This window comes from Novosphingobium sp. PhB165 (assembly GCF_004341845.1).
Taxonomy (GTDB): domain Bacteria; phylum Pseudomonadota; class Alphaproteobacteria; order Sphingomonadales; family Sphingomonadaceae; genus Novosphingobium.
In genome coordinates this window covers 83,307-96,175 of record NZ_SLVB01000008.1, presented here as the reverse complement: position 1 = coordinate 96,175, position 12,869 = coordinate 83,307, and the positions used below count along the sequence as shown (strand labels likewise).

Genomic DNA, 12,869 nt, shown 5'->3' with positions numbered 1-12,869 from the left:
GCAATCGGATAGGGGAGTGTTGCGTCAATGGATTTCAAGCTCGCAAGGCAGGGTGGAACTTTCGATACCGGATCGGGCCTGCTCCGCGCCGAGCATTTCCAGATGGCCTACGCCACCAACGATATCGAGAGCGCGCGGGAGTTCTTTGCCGAAGGTCTGGGTATTCGCGAATTCCGCAGGCTGGAGGGGCCGCTTGCGGCAGGTGGCTACATCAAGGCCGATTTGGCGTGGGTCGGCTCCATCATGTACGAGTTGATCGAGGCGACGGGACCGGGCTCGGCGATCTACATGAGCCGGCAGCCCGCCGGCGAAGGCGTGAAGATCTGGCATCACCACCTCGGCTTTCTTATTCATGACCAGGAGCAATGGGATGGTGTGATGCGACAGGCGGAACTGAATGGCTGGGATATTCCCTATCGCAGCAGCAATCCGTTGCTCGACGCCTGCTTCGTCGATGTGCCGCAACTCGGGCACTATCTGGAATATCTCTTCGCCAATCCCACCGGGATCGCGTTTTTCGAATCCGTGCCCCGGCAATGACCGGGCCCTGTTCGATCTACAGGTTTCCTTCGGGGGACCATCTGGCGTAATCGGCGAATGCCGACACGAACAACTGGAGCCCCCGTGGAATCAACGAAGCCTGCACGCCGCAAACGGCGCACCTCCGAGGAAGTGACCAGCCGAATTCTTCAGGCGGCCGAGGCGGAATTCAGGCAGTGCGGCTATTCCGGCGCCACCACGGCGGCCATCGCGCGCAAGGCGGAAACTACCGAAGCACAGCTTTTCCGGATGTTCTCGTCGAAAGCGGCTTTGTTTCGGGAGGCGGTGTTCCGCCCCCTGAACGACCATCTCGAACGCTTCAGTTCCAGCCATGCGGTCGGCAGCACCAACAAGGGCACCCGGCGCGAGAACGCGGAACTGTACATTACCGAATTGCAGCGCTTCCTTTCGGAGCATTCGCAATTGTTGCTGGCCGTGCTGACCGCCAGCAATTACGGCCAGCAGGATGCGACCGGTTCCGAGGCTATCGACAGCCTCAATGCCTACTTCGAAAAGGGCGCGCAGGTACAGGAGCAGCGCGTGGGGGAAAAGCCGCGCGTCGATCCGCGTCTGATGGTCAGGGTGTCGTTCGGAGCGGTCCTTGCGAGTGTGATGTTCAAGGACGTGCTGTTTCCGAAAGGCTTGGCCGATGATGACGATATCAACGCTGCGATCATCGATTTCGTGCTCGACGGTATCAGCGCCAATTCCGAATAGAGCGCCTTATTTGGAAGGCATCAACGTGCTCCACGCTCGAATGGATCGTGAGCAATCGGTATATCGCTTCGTCGCCCTCGCGAATGCGGGGGCCCCGCTTTCTTGCGACCTCGCGCTATGCAATTAGAAGCGGGATCTCCGCCTTCGCGGGGATGACGGGGTTTGGGGGGCTGCTTTTGTTTTTCGGGGCGGTCGTGGAGCATGGCTCTGAAAAGATGGTGACGCTCCTAAATCCAGTCCCTCCACTTGAACCACAGATAGGGAATGATGGTCGACACAAGGCACAGGACGAGCGCGAAGGGATAACCTAACCGCCAACTCAGTTCGGGCATGACATGAAAATTCATGCCGTAAATGCCAACCACAAGCACCGGCGGAATGCCCACCACGGACGCGACCGTCAGGACTTTCACCACGTCATTCTGCTCGATACTGATAAAGGCCGTCGCGGCGTCCTGCTGAAGCTGGATACGGCCGCCCAGGCTGGTCTCGAACTCGTCGAGCGAGTTGATGTCGTGGCGCAGCGATTCAAGCCTGTCCTGCATCGCCTGATCGAGCTTCGGCGTGCAGCGATCGAGAACGAAGCTCACCATGCGCCCGATACTCAGGAACGCATAACGTGCACGGGACGCGCGATCGCTCGCCTGGCCCATGTTGCGTATGATCTCGCGGATCTTTCGCGTTTCTCTCCGGAGCCCCTGTCTGGTGGTCTCCTCGAAGAACAGCGATTGAGAGGCCTGAGACACGATTTCCGAGGCGTGTTCGAGATGGTCCGCCGCACGGTCGACAATGTCTTCCAGCAATGCCGCAAGCGCGGACGCCGAGGTGAGCTGCGGGGCATGTCGCAACTCGTCGGCAACGGACGCAAATGTCGCCAACTCGGCATAGCGAACCGTGACCAGCACTTCGGGCGTAAAGATGAAGCCGGTTGGCGCCAGTTGCCAATGCCCGGTATCGACCCCCGCAATCAGCGGCGCGCTCATGTAAAGGATGTGGCCGTCGGCGCGGAGGCGGCTCGACGTTTCGATTTCCCGAAGCGCGTCCAGATCCGGGATATGGATGCCATAGCGCTCCCGGACCATGTTCCGCTCGCCCTCATCGGGTGACAGCAGATCGAGCCACTGGGCGTTGCGCTCATCCTGCCCGTTCGGGAACGATCTCAGCATGTTGCTCTCCCGCGGCACGGTACACGGGAACAACAATTGGATCTGGACAACGTTCCAGGTGAGCGGAAGAGTTCCCGCTCAATTCGGCAATCGGCTGGTCGTGCTCCAGAAATTCACCACGTCGTGCAGGGCCTGCGCATATTTGCGACCGTTGAAAGGCTTCACCACATAACAGCTCGCGTGCCGCTCGTAGCATTCGCGGATGTCGGAGGGCGATTCCGAAGAGGTGAACATCACCACTGGAATATGGCGCAGTCGGGAATCCGATTTGACGGCGTCGAGCAGTTCCTTGCCGTCCATCCGGGGCATGTTGATATCCAGCAGAATGAGCTGCGGGATCGGAGGAGACTCCTTGCCATCGGAAGCCGGGCCGGGTTCAAGGCCGAGAAGTTCGAGAGCCTCCACGCCGTCATGGGCGATGGAGAGGGAACAAGGCGGCTCGGCGCTGTTAAGCGCGCGCTGGGTCATCTCCACGTCGCCCTCGTTATCCTCGACGAGCAGTATCTTAAACGGCTTCATGACTGCGGCCTTCCTTGCGCGGGAGCGTGAAATAAAATGTGCTGCCCTGACCGGGCGCCGACGTAAAATCGATTTCGCCGCCGCAAAGCTGGATGAACTTGCGGCAGGTTGAGAGCCCTATTCCGGTGCCGGGATAGTCTTCCTTGCGGTGCAGCCGCTGGAAGATGGTGAAAATGCGCGTGCGAAAGCTTTCGTCGATGCCGATGCCGTTGTCTCTGACCGAAAAGCGCCAGAAACGTCCCTCCGGCGTGGCGGCGACGGTGATCTTGGGCGGGCGACTGCCATTCTGGAATTTGAGCGCATTGCCGATCAGGTTCTGGAACAGGACCCGGATCAGGGTCGAGCTGGTTTCCACGCTGGGCAGGGGATCATAGACAATCTCGGCGTAGCTGCCTTGAATGGCATCCTCGAATTCGGAGAGGATTTCATCCAGAATTGCACCGCAGTCTACTGTTTCCAGAAGAATATCCTCGCGGCCCACGCGGGAGAATGTCAGTATATCGCTGATCATCTTCTGCATACGGCGGGCATTGTCGAGAATGAAGTTGAGATACCGCCTACCCCCTTCGTCAAGCGTCTCTTCCGACGTCTCGGACAACAGGCCCGCAAAGGCATTCATCATGCGCACGGGCTCCTGCATGTCGTGCGAGCAGATATAGGCGAAGCGTTCCAGTTCCTCGTTCGATTGCGACAGTGTGGCGTTCAGATGCAGGATCTGTTCGCGCTGTACGTAGAGATCGAGGTAGACCTTGACCTTGCTCTTCAGAATATCGGGATTGATCGGCTTGAAGATATAGTCGACCGCGCCGATTGCGGCGGCTTGCGAGGCGTATTTGTCTTCCTTGGATATGGCGGTCACGAAGATGATCGGCACGCCCGCCATGCTTTCGTGTTCCTGCATCAGCACGGCGGTTTCGAACCCGTCCATCTCGGGCATCTGCACGTCGAGAAGGACAATGGCGAAATCGTGCCGCAGCACCAGTGAAAGCGCCTCATTACCGGATGAGGCCTTGAAAATGTCGGCTTGCAGCGACTTCAGCACTTTTTCCGTGGCCAGAAGGTTCTCCCAGCGGTCGTCGACCAGCAGGATCTTCGGACGGGCTTCCGCGATGACCGTCGACCCGGCGGCTTTCGGTGCGCTCGCGAGAGTCGCGATGGTCATTTCAGGCCTCCCTTCGCTCCGGCCTTCTTGCTGCCGGTTGTCGGTAATGTTTGACCCTCAAGCGCACCGAGCAGCGGGGCGATTTCGGACAGAGGGACGATGTGATCCACCGGCCCTGCGTCCAGCGCGGCGCGCGGCATGAACCGGGATTCGGCACTCTCCGGGTCCTGCACGATGGCGCACCCACCGCGAGTACGGATGTGCTGCAAGCCGCGCGCGCCGTCCTGATTGGCGCCCGTGAGCACGACGCCGATCAGGGTTGGTCCGAAGGCATTTGCGGCGCTTTCGAACAGCGGATCGATGGCCGGGCGGCAGTAATTCACCTTTTCGTCGACCGACAGGCTCAGGCTGCAATCGGGCTCTATCAGCAGATGATAGCCTGTGGGCGCCAGATAGACCGTTCCGCTCCGGAAATCCGCCTTGTCCTCGGCCTCGGTGACGGCGAGCTTGCAATCTCTGGAAAGTATCTCGGCCAGATAGCTTTTCGCGCTGGCGTCGACATGCTGGACGATCGCTATCGGAAGGCGGAAACTCTCCGGCAGCGCGGACAGCAGTGATTTCAGCGCCTGAAGCCCGCCGGCGGATGCGCCCATCACTACGGCTTCGTAGCGCGGCTCAGCCATGTGCGACGAGCCCCCGTTTCTTGTAGATCCTCTGGCGACTATCCAGCGTCTCATAAAGCGGTTTGACCGCCGAGAAGTTGAGGCTTTCCTTGGCGCCGAGGCACAGATAAGCGCCATGGCGCAGGGAGTCCGTGAACAATCGAAGGACCTGTTCCTGCAATGTCTTGTCGAAATAGATCAGTACATTGCGGCAGGTAATCAGGTTCATCTCGCCAAAGATGCCGTCGGTTACCAGATTGTGGTAGGAAAAGATGATCCGGTCGCGCAAGAAACCTTTCATTCGCGCGAAATCGTAGCTGGAACTGTAGTAGTCCGAGAATTCGCCCCGTCCGCCCGATTGATGGTAGTTCGCGGCATAGGCATCCATGGCGCGCTGGGGATAGATGCCCTTTTCGGCGATATCGAGGGAATCCTTGTTGAAATCCGTCGCGTAAAGGCGGGCGCGTTCAAGAAATCCTTCTTCGTGCAGCAATATGGCCAGCGAATAGACTTCCTCTCCGGTTGCACAGCCTGCGCACCAGATCTTGATGAACGGAAAGGTCTTGAATACCGGGATCAGTCGTTCGCGAACGGTTCGGTAACATTGCGGGTCGCGGAACATTTCCGTCACAGTGACCGACATGTAACGCAGCAACCGATCGAAGAAGCTCTCGTCATGCAGCACGCGGGAAAGAAGGTCGCTGAAGTTTGCGAGCCCGGCGGCCCTGCGCGCCTGATCGAGACGGCGGCGGATCGAGGCATGCGAATAGTGCGTAAAATCATAGCCCCAGCGGCGGCGGATGGCTTCGAGCAGCAGGGACAACTCGATGGATTCGACATCTTCGCGCGGGGCCTGCGGGCCCGCCAGCAGGGCTGACGGTCCCTCGGCAATGGTCCCGAGAGCGGCATCGGCAGGTAGGCTGCGCGGCGCGGAGGCCAGCTTCATGCTGCCTTCTCCTGCCGGAACAGCCAGACCCGCAAGAGCGTCAGGAGCCGGTCGATATCCACCGGCTTCATCATGTAATCGTTGGCGCCGGCCTCCATGCAGCGGTCGACCTCTTCGGGCATGGCGCGTGCGGTCAGCGCGATGATCGGCAGCCCGGCCCAGTCCCGGTTGCGGCGGATTTCGCGCATGGCCTGATAGCCGTCCATCACCGGCATCATGATGTCCATGATGACCAGTTCGATCTGCTTGTTCTCCTTCAGTTTTTCGAGCGCCATCTGCCCATTGTCGGCGATCACGAGATTGAGGTTGTGCTTCTTGAGGACTTTCGAGAGGGCGAAAGTGTTGCGCATGTCGTCATCGACGAGCAGCACGGTGCGGTCCTTCAACGTCCGATCCGGATCGTGATGCATGCGGATCAGCGCTTGCTGGTCCCGCGACAGGCTCGATTCCACGCTGTGCAGGAACAGGGTGACCTCATCGAGCAGCCGCTCCGATGAAGATGCGCCCTTGATCACGATGCTTTCGGTGTAATGGGCGAGATTGCGGTTTTCCTCTTCGGTCAGGTCGCGCGCGGTGTGCACGATCACGGGCGGACGGCCGTCCTCGTCGATCAAACCCTCTGCCAGTTTCAGCCATTCGAAGCCGCTCATGTCCGGTAAGCTGAGGTCGAGGATGACGCAGTCGAAGGTTTGCAACTTCATCTGTTCCAGCGCGTCGGAGCCGGTTCCGGCGACAGTGATTTCGATATTCTTCTGGCTCAACAGGCTGCGGATGGCCGTCTCGGTCGCGCGATCGTCCTCGATCAGCAGCACGCGCTTTATCTCCGCGCGCAGCAGCGCCTCGATGCGGGTGAAGGCAGTGTCGATGTCCTCGTCGGCCACCGGCTTGGCGATGAAGCCCATCGCGCCCTTGCGCATGGGGGTCGTCGCCTCGATACCTTCCGCGCCGGAAATGATATGCACGGGAATGTGACGCGTGTTCAGTGCGTGCTTCAATTGGTCGAGCACGTTCAGTCCGTCGATATCGGGCAAGTGCAGGTCCAGAAGGATGGCGGTGACGGGATGTTCGGCGGCCAGGAGAAGGCCGCTCTTGCCGTCTCCGGCGGCAAGCACCTTGTACCCGCGCTTGTGCGCCGTCTTCATGAGGATGCGGGCGAAGACGGGATCGTCCTCGATGACCAGCAGGACCCGATCACCGGGCGTTATCGCCAGCCTGTCATCATCGATGAAGCGCATGGCAGGCGCGCGCACGGCGGCGTCGGGAGTGGAGAGTTCGACCCCGGCGGGCAGAGTGGCCCCGGAAGCGGGTGATACCGAAGGGGCCTGACCGAGCGGCAGGAAGAGCGTGAAAGTCGATCCCTCGCCCTTGACGCTCTGCACATGGATTTCGCCGCCCAGAACCTGCGCGAACTTGCGGGCGATGGTCAGGCCCAGTCCGGTGCCGCCATAGTGGCGGTCGGTAGAGCCGTCTTCCTGTTGGAAAGCCTCGAAGATATCCTTGAGCTTGCTCTCGCCGATGCCGATGCCGGTGTCCGTCACGCCCAATGCGAGGGTACTGGCCGGATCGAGATCGGCGCGCTGCAATACCTCGTTTTCCTTGGCGCGCCGCACGATCAGCGTCACCGAGCCGCGCGCCGTGAATTTGAAGGCGTTGGACAGCAGGTTTTTCATGATCTGCTCGACGCGCTGGGCATCGGTGTTGATGCGCGCCGGCAAGCCGGGGTCATGCTCGATGTGGAACGCCACGCCCTTGTCGCGCGCCACCGGCTCGAAGCTCTGGCTGAGATGACTGACCATGGCATCGATGGGGGTGTCTTCGGCAATGATGCTGATCTTGCCGGCCTCGACCTTCGACAAGTCGAGAATATCGTTGATGAGACCCAGCAGTTCCAGCCCGCCATTATGGATGACGCGCGCCTCTTCCACCTGTTCGGCCGTCAGATTGCCAGTCTCGTTGGCCGCAAGCCCGCGCGACAGGATCAGCAGGGAATTGAGCGGCGTGCGCAGCTCGTGGCTCATATTGGCGAGGAATTCGGATTTGTATTTCGACGATTGTTCGACCTCGCGGGCCTTTTCCTCGATCAGGCGCTTGGCTTCCTCCAGATCGCGCGACTGGGCGCGGATACGCTCATTCTGCTCCTCCAGCGCGCTGGTCTTTTCCTCAAGCTCCTCGTTCGACGCCTCGATTTCCTCGTTCGAGGCTTTCAGCTCTTCCTGCTGCATCTTGAGCTCTTCCTCGCGCCGTTCCAGCTCCTGCGTGTAAAGCAGCTGCTGGGCCAGCGAGCGGGCACGGCTGCGCTGATAGAGCCAAACGGCAAGGACGATGCAGGCATAGGAGATCAGCGTAACGATCCCCATCAGCCACTTGTTGTGATCGAGGTTGGCGGCGTCGACTTCCTGACGCTGCCGGAGCAGATGTTCCTCTTCCGCGCCCATGATGGTGAGTTGCTCGCGGACGCGCTCCATCAGCGACCGGCCGTGGATCAGCGTCGCTTCCGCCACGGCTGCGGGCTGCTCGGGAGCCTGCGGTCCGCGCGCATTTATCGTTGCGGCCAGATAGTCGAGCAGGGCCCGGCTTCGCACATCCATCTCGTCGAGATTGGCCTGTTGCGAGGGATTGTCGGCCGTCAGGTTGCGCAGCAGCGCCAGTTCCTGCCGGATGGAGCGGTGTTCGGGCGTGCCGCCATCATCGAGAGAGGCGCTTTTGCCGTCTCGCAGGGCATCGTGATAGGCTTGAAGAAAATCGGGATTTCCGGTCAGCAGATAGCCGGGTTGCCCGGTCCCGGCGCTTTCATAGAGATCGCGCAGGAGGGAAATGTGCCTACGGACCAAATAAGTATGATCCACCCAGCCGCGCGCCCGGCCGAGCGCGGCATCCTGGCTCACGAACATGAGCGCAGCGAACAGGTAAACGAGGGTAATCACGCCTATGGCAATCGCCGTGGCATGGCGGGCAAGCAGGTTTTCCCTTGGCGGCGCAGGCGTCATGCGAGGCTCCCGGAATGCCGGAGGCCGCGATGGCGTCATCGGGAACCGTCGTGGCCGGCCCCTGTTGATGGATCGAAAGTTCCTTTTATTGCCTAATGATACCTTAGGTTTTGGTACGCATATAAAGCGCGGCCAGAGTCACGTAATCGCCAAGAATCTGTCATTCGGTCGACCGGCAGGCTTGGCCTCTTACGAAACCGAAGCCAGCCCTTATATGCGCTTCGCCATTTCTCCCTGCCCCGAAGGACAGCGCTTTATGCCCCAAGAGACCGTATCGATCCAAACTGCTGACGGCACCTGCACTACCTATGTGCTCACGCCCGAAGGGGAGGGCCCTTGGCCCGCGGTCATCTATTACATGGATGCCTTCGCCATCCGGCCGGCCGTATTCGAAATGGCCAGGAACCTGACCGATGCGGGCTATCTGGTGCTGTTGCCCGACCTGTTCTACCGCCATGGACCCTATGAGGCGCTGGTACCCAAGGACGTGTTCGCCAACAACGCCTTTGCTACGGACGTGGCGCCGCTGATGGCGTCTACGGACAATCACAAGGCCGGTCGCACCGATACCGAGGCGCTGATCGCCTATCTCGACACCCGCAGCGATGTGAAGGGTGACAAGATCGGCACCGTCGGTTTCTGCATGGGCGGCGGCATGGCCATTGCTGCGGCAGGCTTCTTCCCCGATCGCGTGGCGGCAGCGGTCAGCTTCCACGGCGGCAATCTGGCCACCGACAAGGAGGTCAGCCCGCACCTGCTGGCACCGCAGATCAAGGCCGAGCTGCTGGTTCTGGGCGCCGATAATGACCATTCCTATCCGCTCGACATGGCTGAGCGGCTGGAAGCAGCGCTGAATGAAGCGGGCGTGACCAATACCTGCAAGATTTACGAGGGCGTTGCCCATGGGTGGACGAAGCCCGATTTCCCGATTTTCGACGCGGAAGCCACGGAACGCGGCTGGGGTGAAGCGCTGGCACTGTTCGATGCCCACCTGAAGTAAGCGGACGCCATCCGTGCCAAGGCCCGGAATCGGATAAATCTTCGTTGGAGCGTGATCCGAACGCTGAATCGGATCACGCTCTTTATTCTTTGTTCTCCGCATTTTCCGAGTCGCCGGAGGCTGTCTGGAAATTCGCCGAAAGCGAGTTTTCCGGCACCGACCGGCATTTTCCAACAGACTCTCAGGGGCTTAGGCCTGGATTGAAAATGCCCAAAAATTCGTAGCATACGACAGGGTTTTTTCGGAGGGTGAAAACCCGGATTATGTGCTGTCGAGGCTCGAATCACCTCTGTCCGATATGGTCAGACAAGGCCGCCGATCACCGTATTTGCGATGGAATTCGCGGTTTTTCTCATTCGCGATGGCGGCGGCGGATACCGAAATTGGCCGCCTTACGGAATTACTTAGCTATTGATCTTCTGCCGCTGCCATAGGCATAATCGCTTTACAGGTACGCGCTGGGCTTTTTTCCTGCTACTACGTCCTGACGCCCTGCGTGCTGCGTCCACGCGCATGGGTGAATTTTTTTACTGAGCGCAGCGAAGGTACGTTCGTAGTCATGGCATTTGACAGAGGAAATCGCGGGAACGGCCGCGGCAAGCGGGATCGTTTCGGAGAGGGCGATTCGAACCCATTTGGTGGTGATCGTTTCGGCGGTTCCGACCGGTTTGGTGGCGGCGGTGACCGCTTTGGTGGCGGCGGCGATCGCTTTGGCGGCGGCGGCGGTTTCGGCGGCCCGCGCGGCGGCGGTGGTGGCGGCTTCGGCGGCCCGCGCGGCGGCGGTGCCCCCTCGGTAGTCGTTGGCGAAGGCCGCGGCGTTGTGAAGTTCTTCAACTCGGACAAGGGCTTCGGCTTCATCCAGCGCGAAGACGGTGGCGACGATGTGTTCGTGCACATCAGCTCGGTTGAGCGCGCCGGTCTCAGCGGTCTGGCCGAAGGTCAGCAGCTTGAATTCCAGCTCGTCGATCGCGGCGGCAAGATCTCGGCCAGCGAACTGGTGGTCGTGGGCGAAGTGATCGCCGTTGCCAAGCGCGAATCGGCTGCGCCGCAGCGCCAGCTGACCGGCGAAAAGGCCACCGGCACCGTGAAGTTCTTCAACTCCATGAAGGGCTTCGGCTTCATCACGCGTGATGATGGCCAGCCGGACGCCTTCGTGCACATCAGCGCTGTCGAGCGCGCGGGTCTCTCGGGCTTGAACGAAGGCGATCAGCTTGAGTTCGAGATCGAAGTCGACCGCCGTGGCAAGACCTCGGCTGTAAACCTGGCGGCACGCTGAGTTTACACTGACTGCGAGCCGCTCTTGCGAGACGGCTCGGGAGCTTGATGCTCTGATAATGTTCTCGCGGTGGAGCGATTTGGGCGGCTACGTCCGAAGTCTCTCCACCGCGTAGGGCTCGGCTGACTGGCTGCGCGGGCCCAAATTCATCCCCACTCGAATTTCAGCGGACGCGAAGAGACATGTCTTCGCGTGATGCGTTCTGCTGTCCGAATATCCGGATGGTTTGTTCGTCGGACGCTGCCGATCCCTTGGCAACGCGCGCTCAGACCCAGGTCGTCCACGGCCACCACCCGGATCGTTCGCGAAGAAGGCGCCGCCTTTACCGCGTTGTAGCGCAACACGTCCGTCTCAATCGTCGATCCGCAATGGTGGCTTTATTCATCGAGGCCGCTGAATAGATCAACCAGGATGGCGGATCCTCAACGGGCGGCGGCGGCCGCATTCCATTTTCCAGCAGTCGATTTGACGTTCCGTTTTCCCATCGATCCGATTGGGGCGGGCGGGGTGAGGGCTTCATCTGCCTGCCAACAGCACTCTCGTGCACTGGGGAGAGGTCCGTCCCTCGCAGTGCCAAAGTCCGGAAAAGCCGTTTGTTAATGAAAAATAACGAAAAATGAATATACGGGCACCCGAACATGCCGGGTGCCCATTTTGTAATCGAACGATTTGGCCTTCTCGGTGGCGGCATTGCGCATTGGAAGAATTTTTTTGAATCTCGCGAAACAAAATAAAGAATAATAAAATTAAAATAAATATCCAGATAAATAGCATTTTATTTTTTAGAAATTATCATATTCAAAAATATTATTCGACCGAACTCAAATAATTCGTGTTCGGAAGATGTTTTCCAAATATATTCGTGTTGATGGAATAATTTATTGTTTCCAAAAGGAGGACTTCATTGCTTCGGTTTGCTTTAATTTCGTCGGCCGCAATTTTGCTCGCCCCTTCCACTTCGGCGTTGGCTGCACAGCCGACGGGCGCGCAGAAGGCGCAGGTCGCAGCCGAGAATGACGTTCCCCACTGTGAGCGCAAGCTGGGCACCGTATCGGTAGCCGATGGAGACGATCCGTTTGGATGGACCCAATTCAGCCTTGCGCCGCCTTCCAAGCTGCTCAAGGTACTGATCCAGCGGTCGGGCTGCTTCAATCTGGTCGATCGCGGCACAGGCCTTCGCGCGGCCGAACAGGAGCGCAACATCGGCAACGGCCTCGGTTTGCAACGCGGGGCCAATGTCGGCGTGGGTCAGATCAAGGCCGCCGATTATGTCCTTGTGGCCGAGGTTCAGGCCGCGAACCGCAACGCCAGCGGAAGTTCCGTCGGTGGTCTTGTGGGCGGTCTGGTCGGAGGGCGCTTCGGAGCGCTGGCAGGCGGTATCAATAGCCGCAAGATGGAGGCGAACACAGTGTTGTCGCTCACCAACGTGCGGACCACCGAGACTGTACAGACCGCCGAAGGCTATGCGGTCAAGAACAGTCTCTCGTTCGGTGCGGGCGGCGGATCCGGTTTCTTTGGAGGCGGTATCGGCGCGGTCGGCGGCGGGTATGACAATACCGACATCGGCAAGATCGTGACGATGGCCTTCATCCAAGCCTATTCGAAGATGGTGACCGATCTCGGTCTGCTCCAGCCGGGTTCGGCTGCCACGGCCGAGGCTGCCCCGACCAAGACCTTCACGGCGATCGGGCCGGTCGCGATGCACAAGACGGCCGCCGCCGGCGGGGTCATTCGCACCCTGCCATCGGGTGCGATGGTCTACCCGACCGGCAAAAAGAATGGCCTGTGGTGGGAAATCGCCGACGAGAACGACAATGTCGGCTGGGTGCTCAATACCAAGCTCGCGCCGACCCAGTAATTCCCGGCCCAATGGCCCGATAATCGCCTGACGCTGCCGGCCTCATTGAAGAGAGCCGGCAGCGCTCAGTCGGCGCGGCATGCCGCCGCCCGCTGG

11 protein-coding genes are annotated in these 12,869 nt (G+C 59.9%); 5 read left to right on the top strand and 6 right to left on the bottom strand.

Going from position 1 to position 12,869, the window contains the following annotated elements; all coding sequences use genetic code 11:
* Window positions 1-27: 27 nt before the first annotated feature.
* Both EDF56_RS20805 and EDF56_RS20800 read left to right on the top strand, forming a co-directional pair.
* Window positions 28-540, top strand: coding sequence for a VOC family protein (locus EDF56_RS20805; RefSeq protein ID WP_132391136.1), 513 nt, complete (start codon window positions 28-30; stop codon window positions 538-540).
* A gap of 84 nt (window positions 541-624) precedes the next feature.
* A complete protein-coding gene (locus EDF56_RS20800; protein WP_243652744.1) occupies window positions 625-1,257 on the top strand; it encodes a TetR/AcrR family transcriptional regulator in 633 nt (210 codons plus the stop codon).
* A gap of 227 nt (window positions 1,258-1,484) precedes the next feature.
* On the opposite strand, the gene EDF56_RS20795 is transcribed toward EDF56_RS20800, so the two are convergent.
* The 6 genes from EDF56_RS20795 to EDF56_RS20770 all read right to left on the bottom strand — a co-directional run bounded on the left by EDF56_RS20795 (window position 1,485) and on the right by EDF56_RS20770 (window position 8,639).
* On the bottom strand, window positions 1,485-2,423 hold the full coding sequence (locus EDF56_RS20795) for a magnesium transporter CorA family protein (protein ID WP_132391132.1): 939 nt from the start codon (window positions 2,421-2,423) through the stop codon (window positions 1,485-1,487).
* Window positions 2,424-2,501: 78 nt separating this feature from the next.
* A complete protein-coding gene (locus EDF56_RS20790) occupies window positions 2,502-2,942 on the bottom strand; it encodes a response regulator (protein WP_132391130.1) in 441 nt (146 codons plus the stop codon).
* Window positions 2,929-4,104, bottom strand: coding sequence for an ATP-binding protein (locus EDF56_RS20785; RefSeq protein ID WP_132391128.1), 1,176 nt, complete (start codon window positions 4,102-4,104; stop codon window positions 2,929-2,931). The genes EDF56_RS20790 and EDF56_RS20785 overlap by 14 nt, the downstream gene beginning before the upstream one ends.
* Entirely contained in the window at window positions 4,101-4,727 is a 627-nt protein-coding gene (locus EDF56_RS20780) for a chemotaxis protein CheB (protein WP_132391126.1), read from the bottom strand. The genes EDF56_RS20785 and EDF56_RS20780 overlap by 4 nt, the downstream gene beginning before the upstream one ends.
* Window positions 4,720-5,652, bottom strand: coding sequence for a protein-glutamate O-methyltransferase CheR (locus EDF56_RS20775; protein ID WP_132391124.1), 933 nt, complete (start codon window positions 5,650-5,652; stop codon window positions 4,720-4,722). The genes EDF56_RS20780 and EDF56_RS20775 overlap by 8 nt, the downstream gene beginning before the upstream one ends.
* Complete coding sequence (locus EDF56_RS20770; RefSeq protein ID WP_165912299.1) at window positions 5,649-8,639, bottom strand: response regulator; 2,991 nt, start codon at window positions 8,637-8,639, stop codon at window positions 5,649-5,651. Before EDF56_RS20770 ends, EDF56_RS20775 begins: the two co-directional genes overlap by 4 nt.
* Window positions 8,640-8,895: 256 nt before the next feature.
* Here EDF56_RS20770 and EDF56_RS20765 point away from each other — a divergent pair, with 256 nt between their 5' ends.
* The 3 genes from EDF56_RS20765 (at window position 8,896) to EDF56_RS20755 (ending at window position 12,773) form a co-directional block, all read left to right on the top strand.
* Window positions 8,896-9,639, top strand: coding sequence for a dienelactone hydrolase family protein (locus EDF56_RS20765; protein ID WP_132391120.1), 744 nt, complete (start codon window positions 8,896-8,898; stop codon window positions 9,637-9,639).
* 559 nt (window positions 9,640-10,198) lie between these two features.
* On the top strand, window positions 10,199-10,915 hold the full coding sequence (locus EDF56_RS26655; RefSeq protein ID WP_132391118.1) for a cold-shock protein: 717 nt from the start codon (window positions 10,199-10,201) through the stop codon (window positions 10,913-10,915).
* Window positions 10,916-11,879: 964 nt separating this feature from the next.
* Complete coding sequence (locus EDF56_RS20755; protein ID WP_243652743.1) at window positions 11,880-12,773, top strand: CsgG/HfaB family protein; 894 nt, start codon at window positions 11,880-11,882, stop codon at window positions 12,771-12,773.
* Window positions 12,774-12,869 lie beyond the last annotated feature (96 nt).

What these genes read in the sequence shown, in the direction of transcription:
- EDF56_RS20765 (WP_132391120.1), top strand. Translation starts at nt 8,896, where the DNA reads ATGCCCCAAGAGACCGTATCGATCCAAACTGCTGACGGCACCTGCACT.
- EDF56_RS26655 (WP_132391118.1), top strand. Translation starts at nt 10,199, where the DNA reads ATGGCATTTGACAGAGGAAATCGCGGGAACGGCCGCGGCAAGCGGGAT.
- EDF56_RS20795 (WP_132391132.1), bottom strand. Translation starts at nt 2,423, where the DNA reads ATGCTGAGATCGTTCCCGAACGGGCAGGATGAGCGCAACGCCCAGTGG.
- EDF56_RS20770 (WP_165912299.1), bottom strand. Translation starts at nt 8,639, where the DNA reads ATGACGCCTGCGCCGCCAAGGGAAAACCTGCTTGCCCGCCATGCCACG.
- EDF56_RS20775 (WP_132391124.1), bottom strand. Translation starts at nt 5,652, where the DNA reads ATGAAGCTGGCCTCCGCGCCGCGCAGCCTACCTGCCGATGCCGCTCTC.
- EDF56_RS20785 (WP_132391128.1), bottom strand. Translation starts at nt 4,104, where the DNA reads ATGACCATCGCGACTCTCGCGAGCGCACCGAAAGCCGCCGGGTCGACG.
- EDF56_RS20790 (WP_132391130.1), bottom strand. Translation starts at nt 2,942, where the DNA reads ATGAAGCCGTTTAAGATACTGCTCGTCGAGGATAACGAGGGCGACGTG.
- EDF56_RS20805 (WP_132391136.1), top strand. Translation starts at nt 28, where the DNA reads ATGGATTTCAAGCTCGCAAGGCAGGGTGGAACTTTCGATACCGGATCG.
- EDF56_RS20780 (WP_132391126.1), bottom strand. Translation starts at nt 4,727, where the DNA reads ATGGCTGAGCCGCGCTACGAAGCCGTAGTGATGGGCGCATCCGCCGGC.